The following is a 19,732-nucleotide window of genomic DNA, read 5'->3' on the forward strand; positions in this document are numbered from 1 at the left end:
TCGGCGACGTCCCGAAGCGCCTCAGCGCTTCACGGCGGCCTTCTGGACCTCGGCCTTCTGGACCTTGGCCTTTTCGGGTGCCGTGCCGGCGAACAGCTCCGACAGGCGGCGCTGGTCGAGGCCGCGCGTCACGTCGGCGGCCGGGGCCAGGACGGGCTTTCGCGCATCGATGGACCCGGTGGTCACCGGATCGGGGATCGCGGCCACGGGCCGGGGTGCGGGCGCGGGATCCCGTTGCAGGCGCATGGTCCAGTGCGCGGCGGTGGAGAGGGCGGCGATGGCGAGGATCGCCTTGATGCCACCGGTGAGAAGGCGTCTCATTGAGGTCGGGCCCGAAACTACGCGGTGGCACGCGACCGGTTCCCCGGCCTTGCCCCACTCTCACCCAGGATCGTTAAGGGAACGAACCCGGGCTGGATGAGCTACCGTCCCGGATTGGGCCATCGTCCGTCCTCGATCCGTTAAGAGGGCGGGCCTCGACGAAGGGTGGGCCTTGCGCCACGGCGACGGTTCCTGTTCCCCGCGCCCGTGACACGCCTGTCGCGACCCGGCCCACTAGGCCTCACAGGAACGGCGCAGAGAACTGGTCCGCACCACCCCGTCACGACAGACCCCGTCACCATGCGAAGTCCGAGCGGGTTCGCGAGACCATCGGACACATCGGCAGCAGGGACCGTCGATGTAGGCGCCGGACCGGGAGCCGGCAATCCGCCCCCGCGCCGCAGGACCGCAAGCCGCGGCGGCCGCGACGCCGGGGCGATCCCGGGTGCCCTCAGCGCAGGGAGCCGCAGAAGCGCTGGATGCGGGTGCACGCCTCTTCCAGGGCGGCGTTCGAGGTGGCGTAGGAGATGCGCAGGTTCGGGCCGAGGCCGAAGGCCGAACCGTGGACGGCGGCCACGCCCTCGGCCTGGAGCAGCTCGACCACGAAATCCTCGTCGGTCGCGATGACCTTGCCGGACGGCGCCCGGCGCCCGATGGCCTCGGCGCAGGAGGGATAGACGTAGAACGCACCCTCGGGCGTCGGGCACTTCAACCCCTGGGTCTGGTTCAGCATCGACACCACGAGGTCGCGGCGCGCCTGGAACGCCGTGCGGAACTCGGCGAGGTGCGCCTGCGGTCCGTCGAGGGCCGCCACCGCCGCCCATTGCGAGATCGAGCAGGCGCCCGAGGTCTGCTGGCCCTGGACGAAGTCCATGGCCTTGATGAGTTTTTCCGGGCCGGCAGCGTAGCCGATGCGCCAGCCGGTCATGGCGTAGGCCTTCGAGACGCCGTTCATGGTGAGCGTGCGCTCGTAGAGGTTCGGCTCGACCTGGGCCGGGGTGACGAATTCGAAATCGCCGTAGCAGAGGTGCTCGTACATGTCGTCGGTGAGCACCCACACCTGGGGATGGCGCAGGAGCACGTCGGTGATCCGCTTCATCTCGTCCCGCGCATAGGCCGCCCCCGAGGGGTTCGACGGCGAGTTGAGGATGATCCACTTGGTCTTGGGAGTGATCACCCGCTCCAGCTCCTCGGGCTGGAGCTTGAAGTCGTGGTCCATGGTGGTCTCGGCGAAGACCGGCGTGCCGCCGCACAGGACCACCATCTCCGGATACGAGACCCAGTAGGGGCGCGGGATCACCACCTCGTCGCCGGGGTTCAAGGTCGCGAGCAGGGCATTGTAGATCACATGCTTGCCGCCGGTGCCGACGATGGTCTGCGACGCCTTGTAGTCCAGCCCGTTCTCGCGCTTGAACTTGGCGGCGATGGCCTCGCGCAGGGGCACGATGCCGGAGACGGGCGTGTACTTGGTCTCGCCGCGCGCGATGGCGGCGACGGCCGCATCCTTGATGTGCTGGGGCGTGTCGAAGTCCGGCTCGCCCACGGACAGGCTGATGACATCCATCCCGCCGGCTTTGAGCTCGCGCGCCTTCTGCGTCATCGCGATGGTCGCGGACGGTTTCACACGCGACAGGGCGTCGGCGAGAAAGCCCATGGGAGAACTCCGGAATTTTTGCGGTTTTCGGACGGGCCGGACCGTAGTCGTGGCACGCAAACGGAGCAAGGTTACGACGACGAAAGGCTTGGTGTGATGGCGATTCCCTTCAAGGTCGTCCGCGAACGGTGGAACGCCGAGCCGGACTATCGGGCCGCGCGGGACGCGGTGTCGCCGGTGATGGATCTGGCGTTTGCCATGGCCGAGGCCCGCCACCGCGCGCATCTTTCCCAGTCGGAGGTCGCCCAGCGCATCGGCACGTCCCAGGCCATGGTCGCGCGGTGGGAGAGTGGGAAATCCGCCTCCACAACAACCTCGCTCCGCCGCTTCGCCGACGCGACGGGTGCCACGTTACATATCCGTCTCGACAGCGCGTCTGCAGAAGACGCTCAGCCGGCCTGACGACAACGTCGGGAACTGCAAGGGGCTCGAAGTTTCACCCCTTGGTGAGAATCGCGATGGACTGCCCGAGCGGCTCGCCCGAAGGCCAGGGCGCGGTGTTGCCGTCGATGAAGCTCACCCCGGCATAGCCGAGGCGCTGCGACCAGACGATGATCTGATTGCGCTCGATGAACTGGTTGAGGTGGGGCACCGTGCTGGCGCGCTGGGCCTGGATCGTCCTGTCGAACACCGCCCAATGATCGGGGATGGCGAATTCGAGGAACGACAGCACCACCCGGCCACCGGGGCGCAGGGCCCGGTGGGCGTCTTCCAGGTAGAGGTAGGTCTCGGCGTGCAGTAGGTGGGTGAACACGCTGAAGGCACACAGCACATCCACCGACGCCGCCTCGACGGGCAGGGACAGGGCGCGGTTGAGGACGAACCGGTAGGCCTTCGGCGCCTTCGTCCGGGCATAGTCGAGCAGCGCCGACACCACGTCGAGGCCGAGATAGCCGACCGCGATCCGGTTGGCGAGGGCCACTGCGAGGCGTCCGCTGCCGCAGCCGAGATCGACCACCGCCATGCCGGGCTCCAGGCCCGCATGCAGCAGGATCTCGCACTCGATGGCGCCGACGCTCGCGTACGAACCTCCCACCGCCAGGCTCATGGCCGTGTCGATGGGATGCTGCCGGATCAGGTCGGCGACGTAGCGCTCGTAATCCTCCACGAAGTGGAATTTCGCCATTGTTGGTCCGAACCGATCCTCTGATGGGCGACGGGGTCCGCCGTGTCGCACATCGGTGTCGCGCCCGTCACCCGCGGTTACGACAACGCCGCCGCCCCCAGGGGAGCGGCGGCGCGATGGCAGGCGGGGCGCGAAGGGTCAGCCGCCGAACAGGCGCTTGATCCCGGACAATAGGCCGCCGGACTTGGCGGGCTCGGACTTGGCGGCCTCGGCCTCGGCAACGTTCGCCTTGGCCGGCTTCGGCGCGGCGGATGCCGCCTGCACCAGCCCCAACGCCGCCGTATCCGTGGTCTCGCGGTCGATGAGGATGAAGCCGCCGGTGTCGCGGTTGTCCGTATAGGCATCCACCGGCACGGGCCGGTCGAGGGTCAGGACCACGTCGCCGATGTCGTTGGCCACCAGCCGCGTCACCGGCTCGGCCTGCCCCGTCTCGGGATCGATCCGCGTGCGGATGGCGGTGACCACGGCGTTGACCGTGACGGTGCCGATCTTGGCGAGCAGGGTCGCACCCTCAGCGAGTTCGGTCTCGGCGGCCCAGAACAGGCGGGCGTCGATGGTGTCGGTGACGCGGATCGGTGCCCAGGCCGCCGCGATGACGGCGCCGCGCGAGGCATCGACCTCGTCGGTCAGCACCAGGGTCACGGACTGGCCCTCCACCGCGTGGGGCAGGTCGCCGTCGGCGGTGTGGATGCGGGCGATGGTGGAGGTCCGGCCGGACGGGGCGATGACGACGCTGTCGCCGGGGGCGACGCGACCGCTGGCGATGAGGCCGGAAAAGCCCCGGAACTCGGAATTCGGCCGGTTGACCCACTGCACCGCCATGCGGAATGGAGCCGCCTGCTCTTCGAGATGGACCGGCACCTCTTCGAGGTACTGGAGCAGGGGCGTGCCCGTGTACCAGGGCACGGCCGCGCCCGGCAGAACGACGTTGTCGCCGTTCTTGGCCGAGAGCGGGATCGCCCGGATCTCGGTGAAGCCGAGCGGCGCCGCGAAGGCGTCGAACGCCTGGACGATCCCCTCGAACTTGCTCTCGGACCAGCCGACGAGATCCATCTTGTTGATGGCGAGCACCACGCGCCGGATGCCGAGCAGCGAGACGAGGAGCGCGTGCCGGCGGCTTTGCCGGGTCAGGCCCTGGCGGGCGTCCACCAGGATCACGGCGACATCCGCCGTCGAGGCGCCGGTGGCCATGTTGCGGGTGTACTGCTCGTGACCGGGCGTGTCGGCGACGATGAACGAGCGCCGGTCGGTGGAGAAGAACCGGTAGGCGACGTCGATGGTGATGCCCTGCTCGCGCTCGGCCTGGAGGCCGTCGACGAGGAGGGCCAGATCGATCTCGGCGCCCTGCGTGCCGTGCTTGCGCGAATCGCGCTGGAGGGCCGTCACCTGATCGTCGAAGATCTGCTTGGTGTCGTGCAGGAGCCGGCCGATCAGGGTCGATTTGCCGTCGTCCACGGAACCGCAGGTGATGAAGCGCAGCACCTCCTTGCTCTGATGGGCGGCAAGGAAGCTGTCGTAGCCGAAGGCCTCGGGCGATTGATGGATGGTCATCTTAGAAATAGCCCTCCTGCTTCTTGCGCTCCATGGCGCCGGAGCCGTCCTTGTCGATGACCCGGCCCTGGCGCTCCGAGGTGCGGGCGGCCAGGGTCTCGCCGATGATCTCCGGCAGGGTCGCGGCATCGCTCTCGACGGCCCCCGTGAGGGGATAGTCGCCGAGCGTCCGGAAGCGGACCGAGACCTCTTTCGGGGTCTCGCCCGGCTCCAGGGGCAGGCGATCGTCATCGACCAGGATGAGCTGGCCGTCGCGCTCCACCACGGGGCGGGGCTTGGCGAAGTACAGCGGCACGATCGGAATGTTTTCCTGCTCGATGTAGAGCCAGACGTCGAGCTCGGTCCAATTCGAGATCGGGAACACCCGCAGGGACTCGCCGCGCTTCTTCCTGAGGTTGTACACGTGCCACGGCTCGGCGCGCTGGCGCTTGGGGTCCCAGCGGTGCTGCGCCGTGCGCAGCGAGAAGATGCGCTCCTTGGCGCGGCTCGCCTCCTCGTCGCGACGCGCGCCGCCGAAGGCCGCATCGAACTTGTGCTTGTCGAGTGCCTGCCGCAGACCTTGCGTCTTCATCACGTCGGTATGGACTTCCGACCCGTGGCTGATGGGACCGATGCCGCGCGCCAAGCCCTCCTGGTTCGTATGGACGATGAGATCGAGCCCGAGATCCTTGGCCCTCTGATCGCGGAACGCGATCATCTCCTTGAACTTCCACGTCGTGTCGATGTGCATCAACGGGAACGGCAGGCGGCCCGGTGAAAAGGCCTTGAGGGCCAGATGCAGCAGCACCGACGAGTCCTTACCGATGGAGTAGAGCATCACCGGGTTCTCCGTCTCGGCGACGGTCTCCCGCATGATGTGGATGCTCTCGGCCTCCAGGCGCTGAAGATGGGTGAGGCGCTCGGCGCGCGTGGCTGCGAGGGCGGCGCTCATCGGGCCATCTCCGGGGATCGAGTGTGGTGGGGGGATTCGAACGCCGCCGGCTCCTGGCCCGGCTCGACGTCGGCCTCGGGCGCGTGGATGTGCAAACCGCATTCCTTCTTGGATGCCTGCTCCCACCACCAGCGGCCGGCGCGCTCGTCCTCGCCGACCTTGATGGCGCGGGTGCAGGGGGCGCAGCCGATGGAGGGAAAACCGCGATCGTGCAGAACGTTGTAGGGGACGTAGTTGTCGGCGACGAAGCGGTCGACATCCGCCCGGCTCCAGTCGGCGAGGGGGTTGATCTTGATGAGGCCCCGCGCCTCGTCGGCCTCGGCGAGGGGCGTATCGGCCCGGTTGGCCGATTGGCCGGTGCGCAGGCCCGTCAGCCACCCGGCGGCGCCGTCGAGCGCCCGGCCGAGGGGCTCGACCTTGCGAAAACCGCAGCAGGCCTGCCGCGCGGCGACCGACTGGCGAAAGCCGTTGATGCCCTCCTCGCGCACGAACCGCTCCTCGGCTTCGCGCTCGGGCGCATAGGCCCGGATTCGGATGCCGTAGGCCGACTCGGTCTCGCTCCAGGTGTCGTAGGTCTCGGGGTAGAGCCGGCCGGTGTCGAGGGTGACGATCTCGGTGCGCCCTTTCGCCATGGCCAGCGCGTGGGTCAGGGCCTGATCCTCGATGCCGAGGCTCGTAGTGAAGACGAGGCGGCCGGGCACCGTCGCCTCGATGAGGGCGATGCGGCCCTTGAGGTCGAGGCCGGCCATGCCGGCGGCAAGGGCGCGCGCCGCGTGTTCGAGTTGAAAGCTCATGACGGTGTTCGGAATGTCCGCTTGTCTGACGACTGAAATGTTCGCTATAACGAACGCTGTCAAGGCATCGCTGCCTGTGCGCCGGACATCCCGGCCCTGCGGGCGGTGCGATCGGGCAACGACCCGGTCCCGTCGTCGGTTGCCTGACAAAGAAAGATCCTTCTCATATGGTCGGCGCGCCGTGCTCCCGCGCACGCAGCGCCGCCCTGGAAACCGACACGAGGCCACCTTGGATGCGATCGATCTGAAGATCCTCGGGCTGCTGCAGCATGATGCGACCCTCTCCATCGCCACCATCGGCGAGAAGGTCGGCCTGTCGCAGACGCCGTGCTGGAAGCGTATCCAGCGCCTCGAGGCCGACGGGGTCATCGACCGGCGCGTCGCCGTGCTCGATCCCGTGAAACTCGGCCTCGGCCTGACGGTGTTCGTCTCCATCGAGACCGCGGACCATTCGCGCGAGTGGCTGGAGCGCTTCGCCGAAACCGTGTCGGCCATGCCGGAGGTGCTGGAATTCTACCGCATGGCCGGGGATGTGGATTACATGCTGCGCGTCGTCGTGGCCGATATGCGCGCCTACGACACCTTCTATAAGCATCTGATCGCGACCCTGCCGTTGAAGAACGTCACCTCGCGCTTCGCCATGGAGAAGGTGAAGTCGACCACCGCCCTGCCCCTGCCCGCCCCACCGGTCAGCGGCCGCTTCGTGCCGACGCTGTCCGTGGTGGCGGGGGAATAGGCACGAGAGAACAAACTTCTGTTTTGCGGCGCACCCGCAGGCAGCTCCTTCTACCGTGACGTCGTTCTGTAAAACGGACATTCCGTTGACAGGGCGGCCGCTCAGGACGACATGGCTTTCCCAATGGCACGACACGCGATCCTCCCCCGCACGGCCCCGTTCGAAGACAAGGAACGGGCGAGCCTCGACGCCGTCCTCGGCGCCGCGACCCCGATCCAGCGGGCCTGGCTCGCCGGCTTCCTCGCCGGCCTCGACGCCGCCGGCGGTCAACCGGCGGCCGCGGTGCCGGCCGCGCCCCCGAAGGCGGCCGAGCCCCTGACGATCCTGTTCGCCAGCGAATCGGGCAATTCCGAAAAGCTCGCCGGCGACGTCGCCAAGCTCGCACGCAAGAGCGGGTTCAAGCCCAAGATCGTGGACTTCTTCGACCTCGACGTGGCCTCCCTGGCGCGCGAGAAGCACGTGGTCGCCATCGCCGCCACCTGGGGCGAGGGCGAGCCCCCGGCCCGGGCCATGCGGGCCTACGGCGAACTCATGGGTGAGGGCGCGCCGCGCCTCGACGGGATCGACTTCGCCGTTCTGGCGCTGGGCGATACGTCCTACGCGGAGTTCTGCGCCATCGGGAAGGCCCTCGATGCCCGCTTCGAGGCGCTGGGCGCCAAGCGCGCCTACGCGCGGGCCGACCTCGATCTCGACTTCGACGAGCCCGCCGCCGACTGGATCAAGAACACCGTCAAGGCCCTGACGCCGCCGCCCGGCGCCGACAACGTCGTGGCCGTAGACTTCGCCGCGCGCACCGTCGACGAGGACGACGAGGCCGAGCCGAGCCGTGAGCCCCGGGTGGTCGAGGTCGTCGATCACGTGAACCTGAACTCGTCGCGCTCCGACAAGGAGACCATCCACCTCGCCCTCGAGTTCGAGGACGGTGCGCCGGCCTATGAGCCGGGCGACAGCCTGGAGATCTACCCGGAGAACGATCCCGCCCTCGTCGACGAGATCCTGGCCGCCACGGGGCTTTCCGGCGACGAGGCCCTGCGCCGGGCCCTGCTCGCCGAGCGCGACATCACCACCCTGTCGGCCACCACCGTGGAGCGCTTCGCCAAGGCGACGGGCCACGCCGAGGCGCAGAAGCTCATCGACAGCGGCGAGGCCAAGGCCTGGATCGAGGGCCGCCACCTCATCGACCTCATCCAGAGCTTCCCGGCCACGGTCACGGCCGAGCACCTCGCCACCATCACCCGGCCGCTGCCGCCGCGCGCCTACTCCATCGCCTCATCGCGAAAAGAGGTGGGCGACGAGGTCCACCTCGTCATCGCGGCCGTGCGCTACGAGACCCATGGCCGGGCCCGGTCCGGCGTCACCTCGACCCATGTCGCCGACCGCGTGAAGAACGGCGCCAAGCTGCGGGTGAAGCTGAAGCCCAACCGCCACTTCCGCCTGCCGCAGGACCCGGCCACCGACATCATCATGGTGGGCCCCGGCACCGGCGTCGCGCCGTTCCGCGCCTTCGTGCAGGAGCGCCGCGCCGTCGAGGCGCCGGGGCGGTCGTGGCTGTTCTTCGGCGACCGGCACTTCACCCACGACTTCCTCTACCAGCTCGAATGGCAGGACGCCCTGGAGGACGGGTCGCTCACGAAGATCGACGTCGCCTTCTCGCGCGACCAGCCGCAGAAGATCTACGTGCAGGACCGCATCGACCATCACGCCCGGGAACTGGTGGAGTGGCTCGACGGCGGCGCCAGCTTCTACGTCTGCGGCGACGCCAACCGGATGGCCAAGGACGTGCGCAACGCCGTCGTGCGCGCCTACGCCACGGTGAAGTCCCTCGGCGAGGCCGAGGCGGAGGCGGCGGTCGCGGCACTGGAGCGCGCCCACCGCTACCAGCAGGATGTGTACTGATTAAAGAACCCTCCCCCCTGTGCGGGGGAGGGTGCCTGCGGAGCAGGCGGGAGAGGGGAAGCCCTATCCGGAACTGGCGCTCCCCTCACCCGACCCGCTGACGCGGGCCACCCTCTCCCGCAGAGGGGAGAGGGACGCGCACCCAAGGCACCAGACAAACTCGAAAAGACCGGAATCCCGCCATGGCCGAGCAGACCCCGCCCCGCACCTACGAGACCCCGCCGACCGAGCGCCCGATCACCGACGCGGAAGCCGCCCGGTCGGCGGGGCTCGCGCATAACGAGCACCTCAAGATCGCGTCGGGCTACCTGCGCGGGACCCTGGCCGACGGGCTGCTGAAGCACGCCACCGGCGCCATCTCGGAGGATGACGGCCAGCTCGTGAAGTTCCACGGGATGTACATGCAGGACGACCGCGACATCCGCGCGGAGCGCACGAAGAAGAAGCTCGAAAAAGCCTTCAGCTTCATGATCCGCCTGCGCATCGCCGGCGGCGTCGTCACCCCGAAGCAGTGGCTGGCGCTCGACGAGATCGCCACGACCTATGCGGGCGGGGCGCTCCGCGCGACCACGCGCCAGACCTTCCAGTACCACGGCGTCATCAAGTCGAACCTCAAGCGCACCATGGCGGCCATCGACGCGACGCTGCTCGACACCATCGCGGCCTGCGGCGACGTCAACCGCAACGTCATGGCGGCGACGAACCCGGCGCAGGTCGGCGCCCACAAGGCCGCCTACCAGCTCGGCAAGGACATCTCGGATTCGCTCCTGCCGAAGACCAGCGCCTGGCGCGAGATCTGGCTCGACGGCGAGCGCGTGGTCGGCGGCGAGAATGCGGCCGAGATCGAGCCCGTCTACGGCAAGACCTACCTGCCGCGGAAGTTCAAGACCGTGATCGCCGTGCCGCCCTCGAACGAGGTCGACATCTTCGCCCACGACCTCGGCTTCATCGCCATCCTCGACGAGAAGAACCGGGTCACCGGCTGGAACGTCACGGTGGGCGGCGGCATGGGCATGACCCACGGCGAGACCGACACCTTCCCGCGCACGGCCGACGTGATGTGCTTCGTCGCGCCCGAGGATGCCCTCAAGACGGCCGAAGCCGTGATGACGGTGCAGCGCGACTGGGGCAACCGCAAGGTCCGCAAGAACGCCCGCCTGAAATACACCATCGAGCGCTACGGGCTCAGTGCCTTCCGCGCCGAGGTGGAGAAGCGCGTCGGCAAGCCGCTCGCCGACCCGAAGCCGTACACCTTCACCAACAACGGCGACCGCTACGGCTGGACCGAGGGCGACGACGGCCGCCATCACCTCACCCTCTATGTCGCCTCGGGCCGGATCAAGGATTACGAGAATGGCCCGCAACTGCTCACGGGCCTGCGCCGCATCGCCGAGATCCACGAGGGCGACTTCCGCCTCACCGGCAACCAGAACGTCATCATCGCCAACGTCCCCTCGGACAAGCGCGCCGAGATCGAGGCGCTGGTCGACCAGCACGGCATGATGAAGGGGGCCAGTGCGCTCCGGCGCAATTCCATGGCCTGCGTGGCGCTGCCGACCTGCGGTCTCGCGCTCGCCGAGAGCGAGCGCTACCTCCCCGACCTGATGACCGAACTCGAGACCAGCCTGGCGTCGCACGGCCTCGCCGAGGACGAGATCACCATCCGGATGACCGGTTGCCCCAATGGCTGCGCCCGGCCGTTCATCGCCGAGATCGGCCTCGTCGGCCGCGGCCCCGAGCGCTACCATCTCTATCTCGGGGCTGCCTTCGACGGCTCGCGCCTGGGCAAGCTCTACGGCGAGGACGTGACGGCCTCGGAGATCAAGACCATCCTCGATCCGCTATTCGCCGCCTACGCGAAGAACAAGCAGCCGGGCGAGCGCTTCGGCGACTACCTCATCCGCGACGGCTACGTCACCAAGACGATCAACGGTCCGGACTTCCATGAGAAGATCGGCCCCCTGAAGAGCGCAGCCTGAGCTGCGGTGAGGGAGCGGGGATGTCTCGCTCCCTCACTCACGTTTGAGCATCGCACGGGCATAGCTTTCCAGAACGGCGTTCATGCGCGTCTGGTAGCCTCGCCCATGCTGCTTGTAGGCTTCGAGGACCGAGGTCTTGACCCGGAGCGTGACGGATTGCGTCCGATCCGGCTCGATGAGCTTGGCGTTTGCCCAGAACGCCTCATCGAGTTCCGGCACATCGCTGAAATCGATCTCGGAGTCCGGTACGGCCGCGATTTCATCGGGTGTCATCGGACGCGCGTAACGCTTCGTCATAGCGTTTCCTTTCCCTTTGGGAGGCAGGGCGAGCCGAGATGATTCGGGTGACGCCGCTCCAATCCGTGTGAACGACGGTTAGGAATGCGACCGCATCGGCCACACCGATACTGATCTCCCGCACCTCGCCGTAATCCGTACGCGTGTCGATGAACGTCCAAACCCGACCGGCGAAAATCCGGCTCGCCTGCGCGAAGCTGATGCCATGCTTGGCGATGTTCGTGATCTCTTTGGCTTCGTCCCACTCGAACATCGCCCAGAAAATTCCTACATAAAGTATGTACGTGGGGTGGTCGCGGATCAAGTGTTGGGTCTATGTCAAACCTGCCATAGGGCGGAATGCGCCGGCTCAGCCCAGGGTTCTGTCCTCATACTCCCCATCGCCGAGGTTAGGCCGGATTTGGCAATCCGTTTTCGTGCCAGCATGGCCAGCATGGAAATCATTATCCTCGTCACAGACGGTTCAGTGCGATCCCGGCGCCAATCCAGCACCACCCGTGGCCGATCACTACGGCCAAGCTTTTCGAAACATGTCGAAATTCAGGCCTTCGGTGAACCGTTGCGCTTGATGACCGTTAACTCCCCACACAGCGGGGAACCGGCCATGGCCAAGCACGAGATCCTGAACTTCTTCGAGCATCGCCGCGACGGCGCCTGGATCTGCGTCAAGCCCTTCACCCTGACGACGAAATCGAGCAGCGTGGATATTCAGCAGGGCATGCGCTTCGACTACGGCAAGCGCATCGGTGGCGTCGATCTGGCGGAATACCTCGAACAGCTCGGCTCGCAGTTCGGCTCATAAGGCACACACGCGCGTCCTGTTGGTCCAAGGCCGGCTCAGCCTTTGACCGGGCCGGGGTTGCCGCTCTAGCGTGGCACCCATGACGATTGCAGCGGCACCCTTGACCGCCCCCCTCGATGAAACCGCGCCGATGACCCGGTGCCGTATCCTGGAAACCGCCGAGCGGGCGTTTCGGGACATCGGCTACCAGAAGACCACCGTCGCCGACATTGCCCGTACCCTGCGGATGAGCCCGGCGAACGTGTATCGGTTCTTCGATTCGAAGAAGGCGATCCACGAGGCGGTGATCCAGCGCCTCATGGACGAAACCGAGCGGCGCGTGACCGTCGCCTCGACCATGATCGGCCAGGGCGTGAGCGAACGCCTGTCCAACGTCATCCGCGTGCTGCACCGCGCCTGCGTCGAACGCTGCGACGCCAATCCGCGCATGCACGAGATGGTGGAGGCCGCCGTCGCGGAGAGTTGGGACGTCTGCGCCCATCACATCGAGCGGATCGGATCGGTGTTCGAAGGCCTCGTGGTCGAAGGCGTCGCCGCCGGGGAGTTCGCCGTCGCGGACCCGTCCCTGACGGCCGCCTGCCTCCACACGGCGGTCCTGCGCTACTGCCATCCCACCCTGGTGAGCCGGTATCCCGACGCAGGCGTCCCGCCGGTGGATGCGATGATCGCCTTCCTCCTGCGGAGCCTGCGCGGCCCGGCCTGACCGCGGCTCAGGCCATTTCGGCGACGATCGCCTGGGCCACCGCCCTCGGATCTGCGGCGCCCGTGATGGGACGACCGACCACCACGTGGTCGATGCCCGCCCGCCGGGCCTCGACCGGCGTCATCACCCGCTTCTGGTCGCCGAGCCCGCTGCCGGCCGGGCGAATGCCGGGGGTGACGATGAGGCGCGACGGCCCGACCACGCCCCGGACCGATACCGCCTCGACGGCGCTGCAGACGATACCGTCGATTCCGGCCTCGTCGGCCTGACGCGCGCGCTGTGCCACGAGGTCGGCGACGGGGAGCGCGTAACCCGCCTCGCGCGCATCGGCCTCGTCGTAGGAGGTCAGGACGGTGACCGCCAGGATCTGCAAGCCGCCGGTGCCGCGCCCGAGCACGGCCGCCCGCATGGTCTGCGGGTAGGCGTGAACCGTGAGGAAGGTCGGGCCGAGGTCGGCGAGAGCCCGCACCCCCTCCTCCACGGTGTTGCCGATGTCGTGGAGCTTAAGGTCGAGGAACACCTTGAGGCCGGCGGCGGCGAGACGCGGCACCAGGGCGAGGCCCCCCGCATAGGCGAGGCGGTAGCCGATCTTGTAGAAGGTCGCGGCGTCGCCGATGCGCCCCACCAACGCCTCCGCCTCCGCCACCGTCGCGACGTCGAGGGCGACGATGAGGCGGTCGCGCGGATCGGTCGTGGCGGGCATCGTGTGTCCTTGGGCCAAAAGGTCTCGGGCGGCCATCCCGCGTCATGCGCCCGCTGTCAACGCGGCGCCATCGCGTCGGCCACCTCCGCACGCAGCACCGGCAGCAACTCGGCCTCGAACCACGGATTGGCCTTCAGCCAGCCGCTGTTGCGCCAGGACGGATGCGGCAGGGGCAGCACGCGCGGGCGACGCGGCGCGTCGAGGACGGCGCGCCAGCCCCGCACGGTCTCGGTGAGGCCGCCCTTCGACCGGCCGAGGTGCCACGCCTGCGCGTACTGGCCGATGACGAGGATGAGGTCGAGGTGCGGCAGGCCGGCGAACAGCTCCACCCGCCAGCGCTCGGCGCATTCGCGCCGGGGCGGCCGGTCGCCACCCTTGGCGTCGTAGCCCGGAAAGCACGCGCCCATGGGCACGATGGCGAGGCGCGCGGCGTCGTAGAACGCCGCCTCGTCGAGGCCGAGCCAGTCGCGCAGACGGATGCCGGACGGGTCCATGAACGGGATGCCGCTCTTGTCGGCCCTGTTGCCCGGCGCCTGGCTGGCGATGCACAGGCGGGCGCGGGCACTGCCCTGGACGATGGGGCGCGGCTCCTGCGGCAGGGGCGGTCCGTAGGCCGGGGCATCGCGGCAGATGCGGCAGGCGCGCAGGGACGCGGCGGTGGCGTCGAAATCCGGGGCGGAGTGCATGATGGCGGGGAGATAGGGGCGCCCGTCCGTCTCGGACAGGGGGAGTGCGGGAACGGTCGCGCGCTTCGGCCTTTAGCCCTTCGAACCTCCCAGGCCGGATCGCACGGCCCCCACCCGACGGATTTGCCCATGCCCTTCCTCGACGCCCCGGACGGCACCAAGCTCTTCTACAAGGATTGGGGGACCGGCCGCCCCGTTGTGTTCATCCACGGCTGGCCGCTCGATGCCGACATGTGGGAATACCAGATGCCGGGCGTGACCGAGGCCGGCTTTCGCACCATCGCCTACGACCGGCGCGGGTTCGGCCGCTCGGACCAGCCCTGGAGCGGCTACGATTACGACACCTTCGCCGACGACCTGAAGGCGGTCCTCGATCACCTCGATCTCCAGGACGTGGCCCTGGTCGGCTTCTCCATGGGCGGCGGCGAGATCGCCCGCTACCTGTCGCGCCACGGCGGCGCCCGGGTGTCCCGCGTCGCCCTCGTCTCGGCGGTGACGCCGATGCTGCTGAAGACCCCGGATCATCCCGACGGCGTCGACGCCGGCGTGTTCGAGGGCATGATCGACGGCCTCAAGGCCGACCGGCCGCACTTCCTGGCGAATTTTTCGAAGACCTTCTTCGGCGCCGGCGTGTTCTCGTCGCCGGCCTCCACCGAACTCATGCAGTGGACGGGCGATCTCGCCATGCGCGCCTCGCCGAAAGCCACCATCGCCTGCGTCCGCGCCTTCGGCGAGACGGATTTCCGCCCCGACATGGCGCATGTCCGGCTCCCGACCCTCATCATCCACGGCGACGACGACCAGACCGTGCCCATCGACGTCTCGGGCCGGGCGGCGGCGGCCGCGATTCCCGGCTCGACCCTCACGGTCTACGAGGGTGGATCGCATGCCCTGCCGTTCACCCATGGCGAGCGGCTGACGAACGATCTCGTGGCGTTTCTGCGGGCCTAGGGACTGGAACATATCCCGGTCCCAGCGTCTTGAATCCCGTATCGAACCATCATCGGCGGTGCTCCGAACATTCAGGCTAAGGTTTCGTTGGAACCGTGGCCTGCTTTCGACCGAGCTTTCCGAAGACATCATGAAGGACGATCCGCATGAAGGCGTTGTGCTGGCACGGCAAGGGCGACATCCGGTGCGATACGGTGCCGGACCCGAGGATCGAGGATGCGCGCGACGTCATCATCAAGGTGACGTCCTGCGCCATCTGCGGCTCGGACCTCCACCTCATGGACGGCCAGATGCCGACCATGGAGAGCGGCGACGTCCTCGGCCATGAATTCATGGGCGAGGTGGTCGAGGTCGGCGCCGGCTTCACCAAGTTCAAGAAGGGCGACCGCATCGTCGTGCCGTTCAACATCAATTGCGGCGAGTGCCGCCAGTGCAAGCTTGGAAACTACTCCGTCTGCCAGCGCTCCAACCGCAACGGCGCCATGGCGGCGGCCCAGTTCGGTTATCCGACCGCCGGGTTGTTCGGCTACTCGCACCTCACCGGCGGCTATTCGGGCGGTCAGGCCGAGTACGTGCGCGTACCGATGGCGGACGTGGCCCCGATGCTGGCGCCCGAGGGCATCGACGACGAGTCGCTCCTGTTCCTCACGGATATCCTGCCCACGGGCTGGCAGGGCGCCGAGCATTGCGAGATCAAGGGCGGCGAGATCATCGCCGTGTGGGGCGCCGGGCCGGTCGGCCTGTTCGCGATCCAGTCGGCGAAGATCATGGGCGCCGAGCGCATCATCGCCATCGACACGGTGCCCGAGCGCCTCGCCCTCGCCCGCGTCTACGGGGCCACCGACATCATCGACTACGTGAACGAGGACGTGTTCGAGCGGATCAAGGAGATCAGCAAGGGCGAGGGCGCCGATGGCGTCATCGACTGCGTCGGCATGGAGGCGAGCGCCGGTCACGGCATCGCCAGCCTCGTCAACACGATCCAGGAGAAGCTGACTTCCACCGAGCGTCCCTACGCCCTCATGGAGGCGATCAAGGCCGTGCGTCCCTGCGGCATCGTCTCGGTGCCCGGCGTCTATGGCGGGCCGGTTCCGGTCAACATGGGCATGATCGTGCAGAAGGGCCTGACCATGAAGAGCGGGCAGACCCACGTGAAGCGCTACCTCGAGCCGCTGACGAAGCTGATCCAGGCGGGCAAGATCGACATGACCTCCATGATCACCCACCGCTCCACCAACCTCGCCGATGGGCCCGACCTCTACAAGACGTTCCGCGACAAGAAGGACGGCTGCGTGAAGGTGGTGTTCCACCCGAACTGAGCGCCGCGGACCGCCTCGGACCGGGGTCGCACCCGGTCCGAGGCGCCCGGCGGGAGGGCGCCCGGATTGCGCCGCCCTCCCCGCGCTTGTCCCGTCCGGCGGGCACGCGTAGAACATCGACATGGCATTCAAGGCGAAATCGGCATCGGAGACGAAGGCCGCGGATCTGGCCGCCGCCCTCGTGCGGATCGCGGACCGGGGAAGCGCGCCGCTCCATATCGGCGTGGACGAACTGCGGCAGGGCAACCCGCGCCTGACGCCCCTGGCCATCGGCCAGATGTTCCGCAAGCACCACGACATCATCGAGGCGGCCCTCTCCGAACGCGGCTACAGCCTCATCGACTATGCCGACCGGGGACCGGGCTTGGGGATGGCCTTCGAGATCGGCCCGGCGTGAGACCGAGGCGAGGCGGCCGGGCGGACTGATCGTCCCTCAGGAGCGATGCGCACTGGCCGGGTCGATGCCTCAAGTCGCCATCTTGGGAGCGGCCCAGGCGGTGATGGGTTGGACGCTGACCTGGAGACCATGCTTCCAGCGCACGCGGAACCGGCGGTAGGTGCGATCCCGATCCAGTTTGATGTCGATCGGAGCGGCCGCCGCGATGAACACGTCCTTGCGCAGGGTCACCAGGGTCCTGTCGCTGATCTCCCCGACGATGGTGCAGGGATAGATCCGGCTGCCGATTCGCACGACCGCCGGTTCGAGCTTGCCGTAACCGTCGGCCGATCGCGACGAATGAGGGCGCGTACTGAACCGCTTGAAGATCGACGGAACCCAGGAAAACATCGGATCGCTCGAAGTTGCTTTGCGGATACACCACGCTGCATCGATCCTGAGATCTCAATCCTTGCCAATTCATGATCTTGAAATCGCGCTGCGTTCACGCCTTCGCGATGATCGATTCGATCGGCGCGCCCCGCGTCACGCACCGCGCGAACGCGCCCGCCGGCGTCCGCCCCTCGGGCCGACGCTCGAAATGTCCCCGACGAAACGCCCGCGGCACCGGGGTGAGAACCGGCGGCGACGGGGCGTTTCGTGACGGGCGCTACACGCCCTTCAGGCCGCCGAGATCGAGGGGCAGGGAGCGCAGGCGGCGGCCGGTGGCGGCGAAGACGGCGTTGGAGATGGCCGGCGCGATCACCGGCACGCCGGGCTCGCCGATGCCCGTCGGCGCCACGGTCGACGCCACGATGTGAACCTCGACCACCGGCATCTCGCTCATGCGGGTCGGCTCGTAGGTGTCGAAGTTCGTCTCCTGCACCACCCCGTCCTTGAGGGTGATCTTGTTGCGCAGGACCGACGAGAGGGCGAAGCCCACGGCGCCCTCGACCTGGGCGCGGATGATGTCCGGATTGACGGCGATGCCGACATCGACGGCGGCGACGATGCGGTTGACCTTCACCTTGGCCGCGTCGGCGGTCACGTCGGCCACCATGGCGACGTAGGAGCCGAAGGATTCGTGCGCCGCAACGCCGAAGCCTTGCCCTTTCCCCGAGGGCCGGCTCGCCCAGCCGGCCTTCTCGGCGGCGAGCGTCAGGACGCCCGACAGGCGCGGGGCGCCTTTCAGCATGCCGAGGCGATACGCGACGGGGTCGGCCCCGGCGGCGTGGGCGAGTTCGTCGACGAACACCTCCATGGCCTGGGCCGTGTGGGTGTGGCCGACGGAGCGCCACCACAACACGGGCACGCCCTCGCGGGCGTTGTGGACCTCGAAGCGGTAGGCCGGCAGGGCGTAGGGTGTGTCCGATGCGCCCTCGATGGAGGTCGAATCGACGCCGTTCTTCACCAGCATCGCCTCGAACGGCGACCCGATCATGATCGACTTGCCGATCATGCGGTGCTCCCAGCCGACCACGGCCCCGGCGGCGTCGAGGCCGGCCCGGAGCTTGTGCACCACCATCGGGCGGTAATAGCCGCCGGCCATGTCGTCCTCGCGGGTCCAGACGAGGTGGACGGGGGCCTTGCCTCCCGTCGCCTTCACGATGGCGGCGGTCTCGGCGAAATAGTCGGCCCCCGGCGTGGCGCGCCGGCCGAACGAGCCGCCGGCCCACTGCGTGTGGAGGCGGACCTTGTCGGTGGTCACCCCGAGGGTGGCGGCGACGACGGCCTGCTCGATGGTCTGGATCTGACAGCCGGCGAAGACGTCGTAGGTGCCGTCGGGCGCCCGCTCGATGGTGGCGTTGAGGGGCTCCATGGAGGCGTGCGCGAGGTAGGGGAAGGTGAACTCCGCCTCCAGCACCTTCGCCGCCTTGGCGATGGCGCCGCCGGCGTCGCCGCGCTCGGAGGCGACGATCCCGGGGCTCTTCAGGCGCTCGCGGTACTCGGCGAGGATCGTGTCGGACGAGCGGGTCTCGGCGCCCGAATCGTCCCAGGTCACGTCGAGGACCTCGCGGCCCTTCATGGCCGACCACGTGTCCCGGGCGATCACCGCGACGCCGGTGGGGATCGTCACCACGTCGAGGACGCCCGGCATGGCGCGCGCCGCCTTGCTGTTCACCGTCGCCACCACGCCGCCGAAGCGCGGCGCGTGCAGCACCATGGCGGTGACCTGACCGGGGCGGCGGATATCCAAGGAATAGGTGGCGCTGCCGTCGGTCTTCGCCTTCGAATCGAGGCGGGGGACTTTGGTGCCGATGAGCGTCCACTGGTCCGGCCGCTTCAGCGTCGGCTCCTGCGGCACGGGCTGCGCCGCGGCGGCCTCGGCGAGTTCGCCGAAGCGGGCCTGCCGGTTCGAGGCGGCGTGGCGCACCACGCCGTTCGACACGGTGATCTCGGCGGCCGAGACTTTCCAGCTTTCCGCGGCGGCGGCCACCAGCATGGCCCGGGCGGCGGCACCGGCCCGGCGCAGCTGCAGCCACGAATTGGCGATGGCGGTGGAGCCGCCCGTGCCCTGCACGGGGCCCATCAGCATGTTGTTGTAGAGGGCCGCATCCGCCGGGGCGAAGGCCGTGCGCACGGTGGCCCAGTCGGCGTCGAGCTCGTCGGCGAGAATCGTGGCGAGGCCCGTGGTGTTGCCCTGGCCCATGTCGAGGTGCTTGATCATCACCGTGACGGTGTCGTCGGCGGCGATGCGCACGAAGGCGTTGGGCTTGGCCGGGCCGCCGGTGAGGTCGGGGCCGCCGGCGGCGCGGGCCTGGCGCGGGCCGCCGAGGGTGAAGCCGAGCAGGATCGCCCCCGTCGCGACGGTGGCCCCGCCGAGGAAGGCGCGGCGGGAGGGGGCGGTCTCCAGGGCCTGACGGACCTTCAGCATGGCGGACTCCAGTTCGGACGGGTCTTCGGGTG

The 19,732-nt window shown here is 68.5% G+C and carries 21 protein-coding genes; 9 read left to right on the forward strand and 12 right to left on the reverse strand.

Annotated features, from left to right (window positions below; translation table 11 throughout):
• Positions 1-21: 21 nt before the first annotated feature.
• Complete coding sequence (locus ASF28_RS05700) at positions 22-321, reverse strand: hypothetical protein (RefSeq protein WP_056088791.1); 300 nt, start codon at positions 319-321, stop codon at positions 22-24.
• 451 nt (positions 322-772) lie between these two features.
• Entirely contained in the window at positions 773-1,975 is a 1,203-nt protein-coding gene (locus tag ASF28_RS05705) for a pyridoxal phosphate-dependent aminotransferase (RefSeq protein WP_056088794.1), read from the reverse strand.
• Positions 1,976-2,071: 96 nt separating this feature from the next.
• On the opposite strand from ASF28_RS05705, the gene ASF28_RS05710 reads away from it, so the two are divergent.
• Positions 2,072-2,377 carry a helix-turn-helix domain-containing protein gene (locus ASF28_RS05710; protein ID WP_147708413.1) on the forward strand — a complete coding sequence of 102 codons (306 nt, stop codon included), beginning with the start codon at positions 2,072-2,074 and terminating at the stop codon, positions 2,375-2,377.
• A gap of 34 nt (positions 2,378-2,411) precedes the next feature.
• Here the strand turns inward: ASF28_RS05710 and ASF28_RS05715 are convergent, their stop codons facing one another.
• The 4 genes from ASF28_RS05715 to ASF28_RS05730 form a co-directional block, all read right to left on the reverse strand.
• Entirely contained in the window at positions 2,412-3,101 is a 690-nt protein-coding gene (locus ASF28_RS05715) for a class I SAM-dependent methyltransferase (RefSeq protein ID WP_056088797.1), read from the reverse strand.
• A 138-nt stretch (positions 3,102-3,239) separates the two neighbouring features.
• Positions 3,240-4,652, reverse strand: a complete 1,413-nt coding sequence (gene cysN / locus ASF28_RS05720) for a sulfate adenylyltransferase subunit CysN (protein ID WP_056088800.1) — start codon at positions 4,650-4,652, stop codon at positions 3,240-3,242.
• Position 4,653: 1 nt separating this feature from the next.
• Entirely contained in the window at positions 4,654-5,583 is a 930-nt protein-coding gene (cysD, locus tag ASF28_RS05725; RefSeq protein ID WP_056088803.1) for a sulfate adenylyltransferase subunit CysD, read from the reverse strand.
• Entirely contained in the window at positions 5,580-6,377 is a 798-nt protein-coding gene (locus ASF28_RS05730) for a phosphoadenylyl-sulfate reductase (RefSeq protein ID WP_056088806.1), read from the reverse strand. Before ASF28_RS05730 ends, cysD begins: the two co-directional genes overlap by 4 nt.
• Positions 6,378-6,606: 229 nt before the next feature.
• Between ASF28_RS05730 and ASF28_RS05735 the strand changes: the two genes are divergently transcribed.
• The 3 genes from ASF28_RS05735 to ASF28_RS05745 all read left to right on the forward strand — a co-directional run bounded on the left by ASF28_RS05735 (position 6,607) and on the right by ASF28_RS05745 (position 10,988).
• Positions 6,607-7,113, forward strand: a complete 507-nt coding sequence (locus ASF28_RS05735; protein ID WP_056088810.1) for an Lrp/AsnC family transcriptional regulator — start codon at positions 6,607-6,609, stop codon at positions 7,111-7,113.
• Between the two features lie 123 nt (positions 7,114-7,236).
• Entirely contained in the window at positions 7,237-9,009 is a 1,773-nt protein-coding gene (locus ASF28_RS05740; protein ID WP_056088812.1) for a diflavin oxidoreductase, read from the forward strand.
• 182 nt (positions 9,010-9,191) lie between these two features.
• A complete protein-coding gene (locus ASF28_RS05745) occupies positions 9,192-10,988 on the forward strand; it encodes an NADPH-dependent assimilatory sulfite reductase hemoprotein subunit (RefSeq protein ID WP_056088816.1) in 1,797 nt (598 codons plus the stop codon).
• 33 nt (positions 10,989-11,021) lie between these two features.
• On the opposite strand, the gene ASF28_RS05750 is transcribed toward ASF28_RS05745, so the two are convergent.
• Together ASF28_RS05750 and ASF28_RS05755 are read right to left on the reverse strand one after the other, a co-directional pair.
• A complete protein-coding gene (locus ASF28_RS05750; protein ID WP_056088820.1) occupies positions 11,022-11,285 on the reverse strand; it encodes a BrnA antitoxin family protein in 264 nt (87 codons plus the stop codon).
• Positions 11,248-11,538, reverse strand: coding sequence for a BrnT family toxin (locus ASF28_RS05755; protein WP_056088821.1), 291 nt, complete (start codon positions 11,536-11,538; stop codon positions 11,248-11,250). Before ASF28_RS05755 ends, ASF28_RS05750 begins: the two co-directional genes overlap by 38 nt.
• 351 nt (positions 11,539-11,889) lie before the next feature.
• On the opposite strand from ASF28_RS05755, the gene ASF28_RS05760 reads away from it, so the two are divergent.
• Together ASF28_RS05760 and ASF28_RS05765 are read left to right on the forward strand one after the other, a co-directional pair.
• On the forward strand, positions 11,890-12,087 hold the full coding sequence (locus ASF28_RS05760; RefSeq protein ID WP_056088824.1) for a hypothetical protein: 198 nt from the start codon (positions 11,890-11,892) through the stop codon (positions 12,085-12,087).
• Positions 12,088-12,217: 130 nt separating this feature from the next.
• The gene (locus ASF28_RS05765) at positions 12,218-12,790 is read left to right on the forward strand and encodes a TetR/AcrR family transcriptional regulator (RefSeq protein ID WP_244474904.1); all 573 of its coding nucleotides are present in this window, start codon (positions 12,218-12,220) and stop codon (positions 12,788-12,790) included.
• A gap of 7 nt (positions 12,791-12,797) precedes the next feature.
• Here ASF28_RS05765 and pyrF read toward each other — a convergent pair whose 3' ends face one another.
• Positions 12,798-13,493, reverse strand: a complete 696-nt coding sequence (gene pyrF / locus ASF28_RS05770) for an orotidine-5'-phosphate decarboxylase (protein WP_056088830.1) — start codon at positions 13,491-13,493, stop codon at positions 12,798-12,800.
• 56 nt (positions 13,494-13,549) lie between these two features.
• The gene (locus ASF28_RS05775; RefSeq protein ID WP_056088833.1) at positions 13,550-14,179 is read right to left on the reverse strand and encodes a uracil-DNA glycosylase family protein; all 630 of its coding nucleotides are present in this window, start codon (positions 14,177-14,179) and stop codon (positions 13,550-13,552) included.
• 129 nt (positions 14,180-14,308) lie between these two features.
• Here ASF28_RS05775 and ASF28_RS05780 point away from each other — a divergent pair, with 129 nt between their 5' ends.
• From ASF28_RS05780 to ASF28_RS05790, 3 genes are all read left to right on the forward strand, one after another.
• On the forward strand, positions 14,309-15,130 hold the full coding sequence (locus ASF28_RS05780) for an alpha/beta fold hydrolase (protein ID WP_056088835.1): 822 nt from the start codon (positions 14,309-14,311) through the stop codon (positions 15,128-15,130).
• Positions 15,131-15,276: 146 nt separating this feature from the next.
• Entirely contained in the window at positions 15,277-16,449 is a 1,173-nt protein-coding gene (locus ASF28_RS05785) for a zinc-dependent alcohol dehydrogenase (RefSeq protein WP_056088838.1), read from the forward strand.
• 121 nt (positions 16,450-16,570) lie between these two features.
• Positions 16,571-16,846, forward strand: coding sequence for a hypothetical protein (locus ASF28_RS05790; RefSeq protein ID WP_056088840.1), 276 nt, complete (start codon positions 16,571-16,573; stop codon positions 16,844-16,846).
• Positions 16,847-16,915: 69 nt separating this feature from the next.
• On the opposite strand, the gene ASF28_RS05795 is transcribed toward ASF28_RS05790, so the two are convergent.
• Together ASF28_RS05795 and ASF28_RS05800 are read right to left on the reverse strand one after the other, a co-directional pair.
• On the reverse strand, positions 16,916-17,236 hold the full coding sequence (locus ASF28_RS05795) for a hypothetical protein (protein ID WP_056088843.1): 321 nt from the start codon (positions 17,234-17,236) through the stop codon (positions 16,916-16,918).
• A gap of 259 nt (positions 17,237-17,495) precedes the next feature.
• Positions 17,496-19,700 (reverse strand): xanthine dehydrogenase family protein molybdopterin-binding subunit, encoded by a 2,205-nt coding sequence (locus ASF28_RS05800; RefSeq protein ID WP_056088846.1) that lies wholly within the window; start codon positions 19,698-19,700, stop codon positions 17,496-17,498.
• Positions 19,701-19,732: the final 32 nt, after the last annotated feature.

Source organism: Methylobacterium sp. Leaf99 (genome assembly GCF_001422375.1).
Lineage (GTDB): Bacteria > Pseudomonadota > Alphaproteobacteria > Rhizobiales > Beijerinckiaceae > Methylobacterium.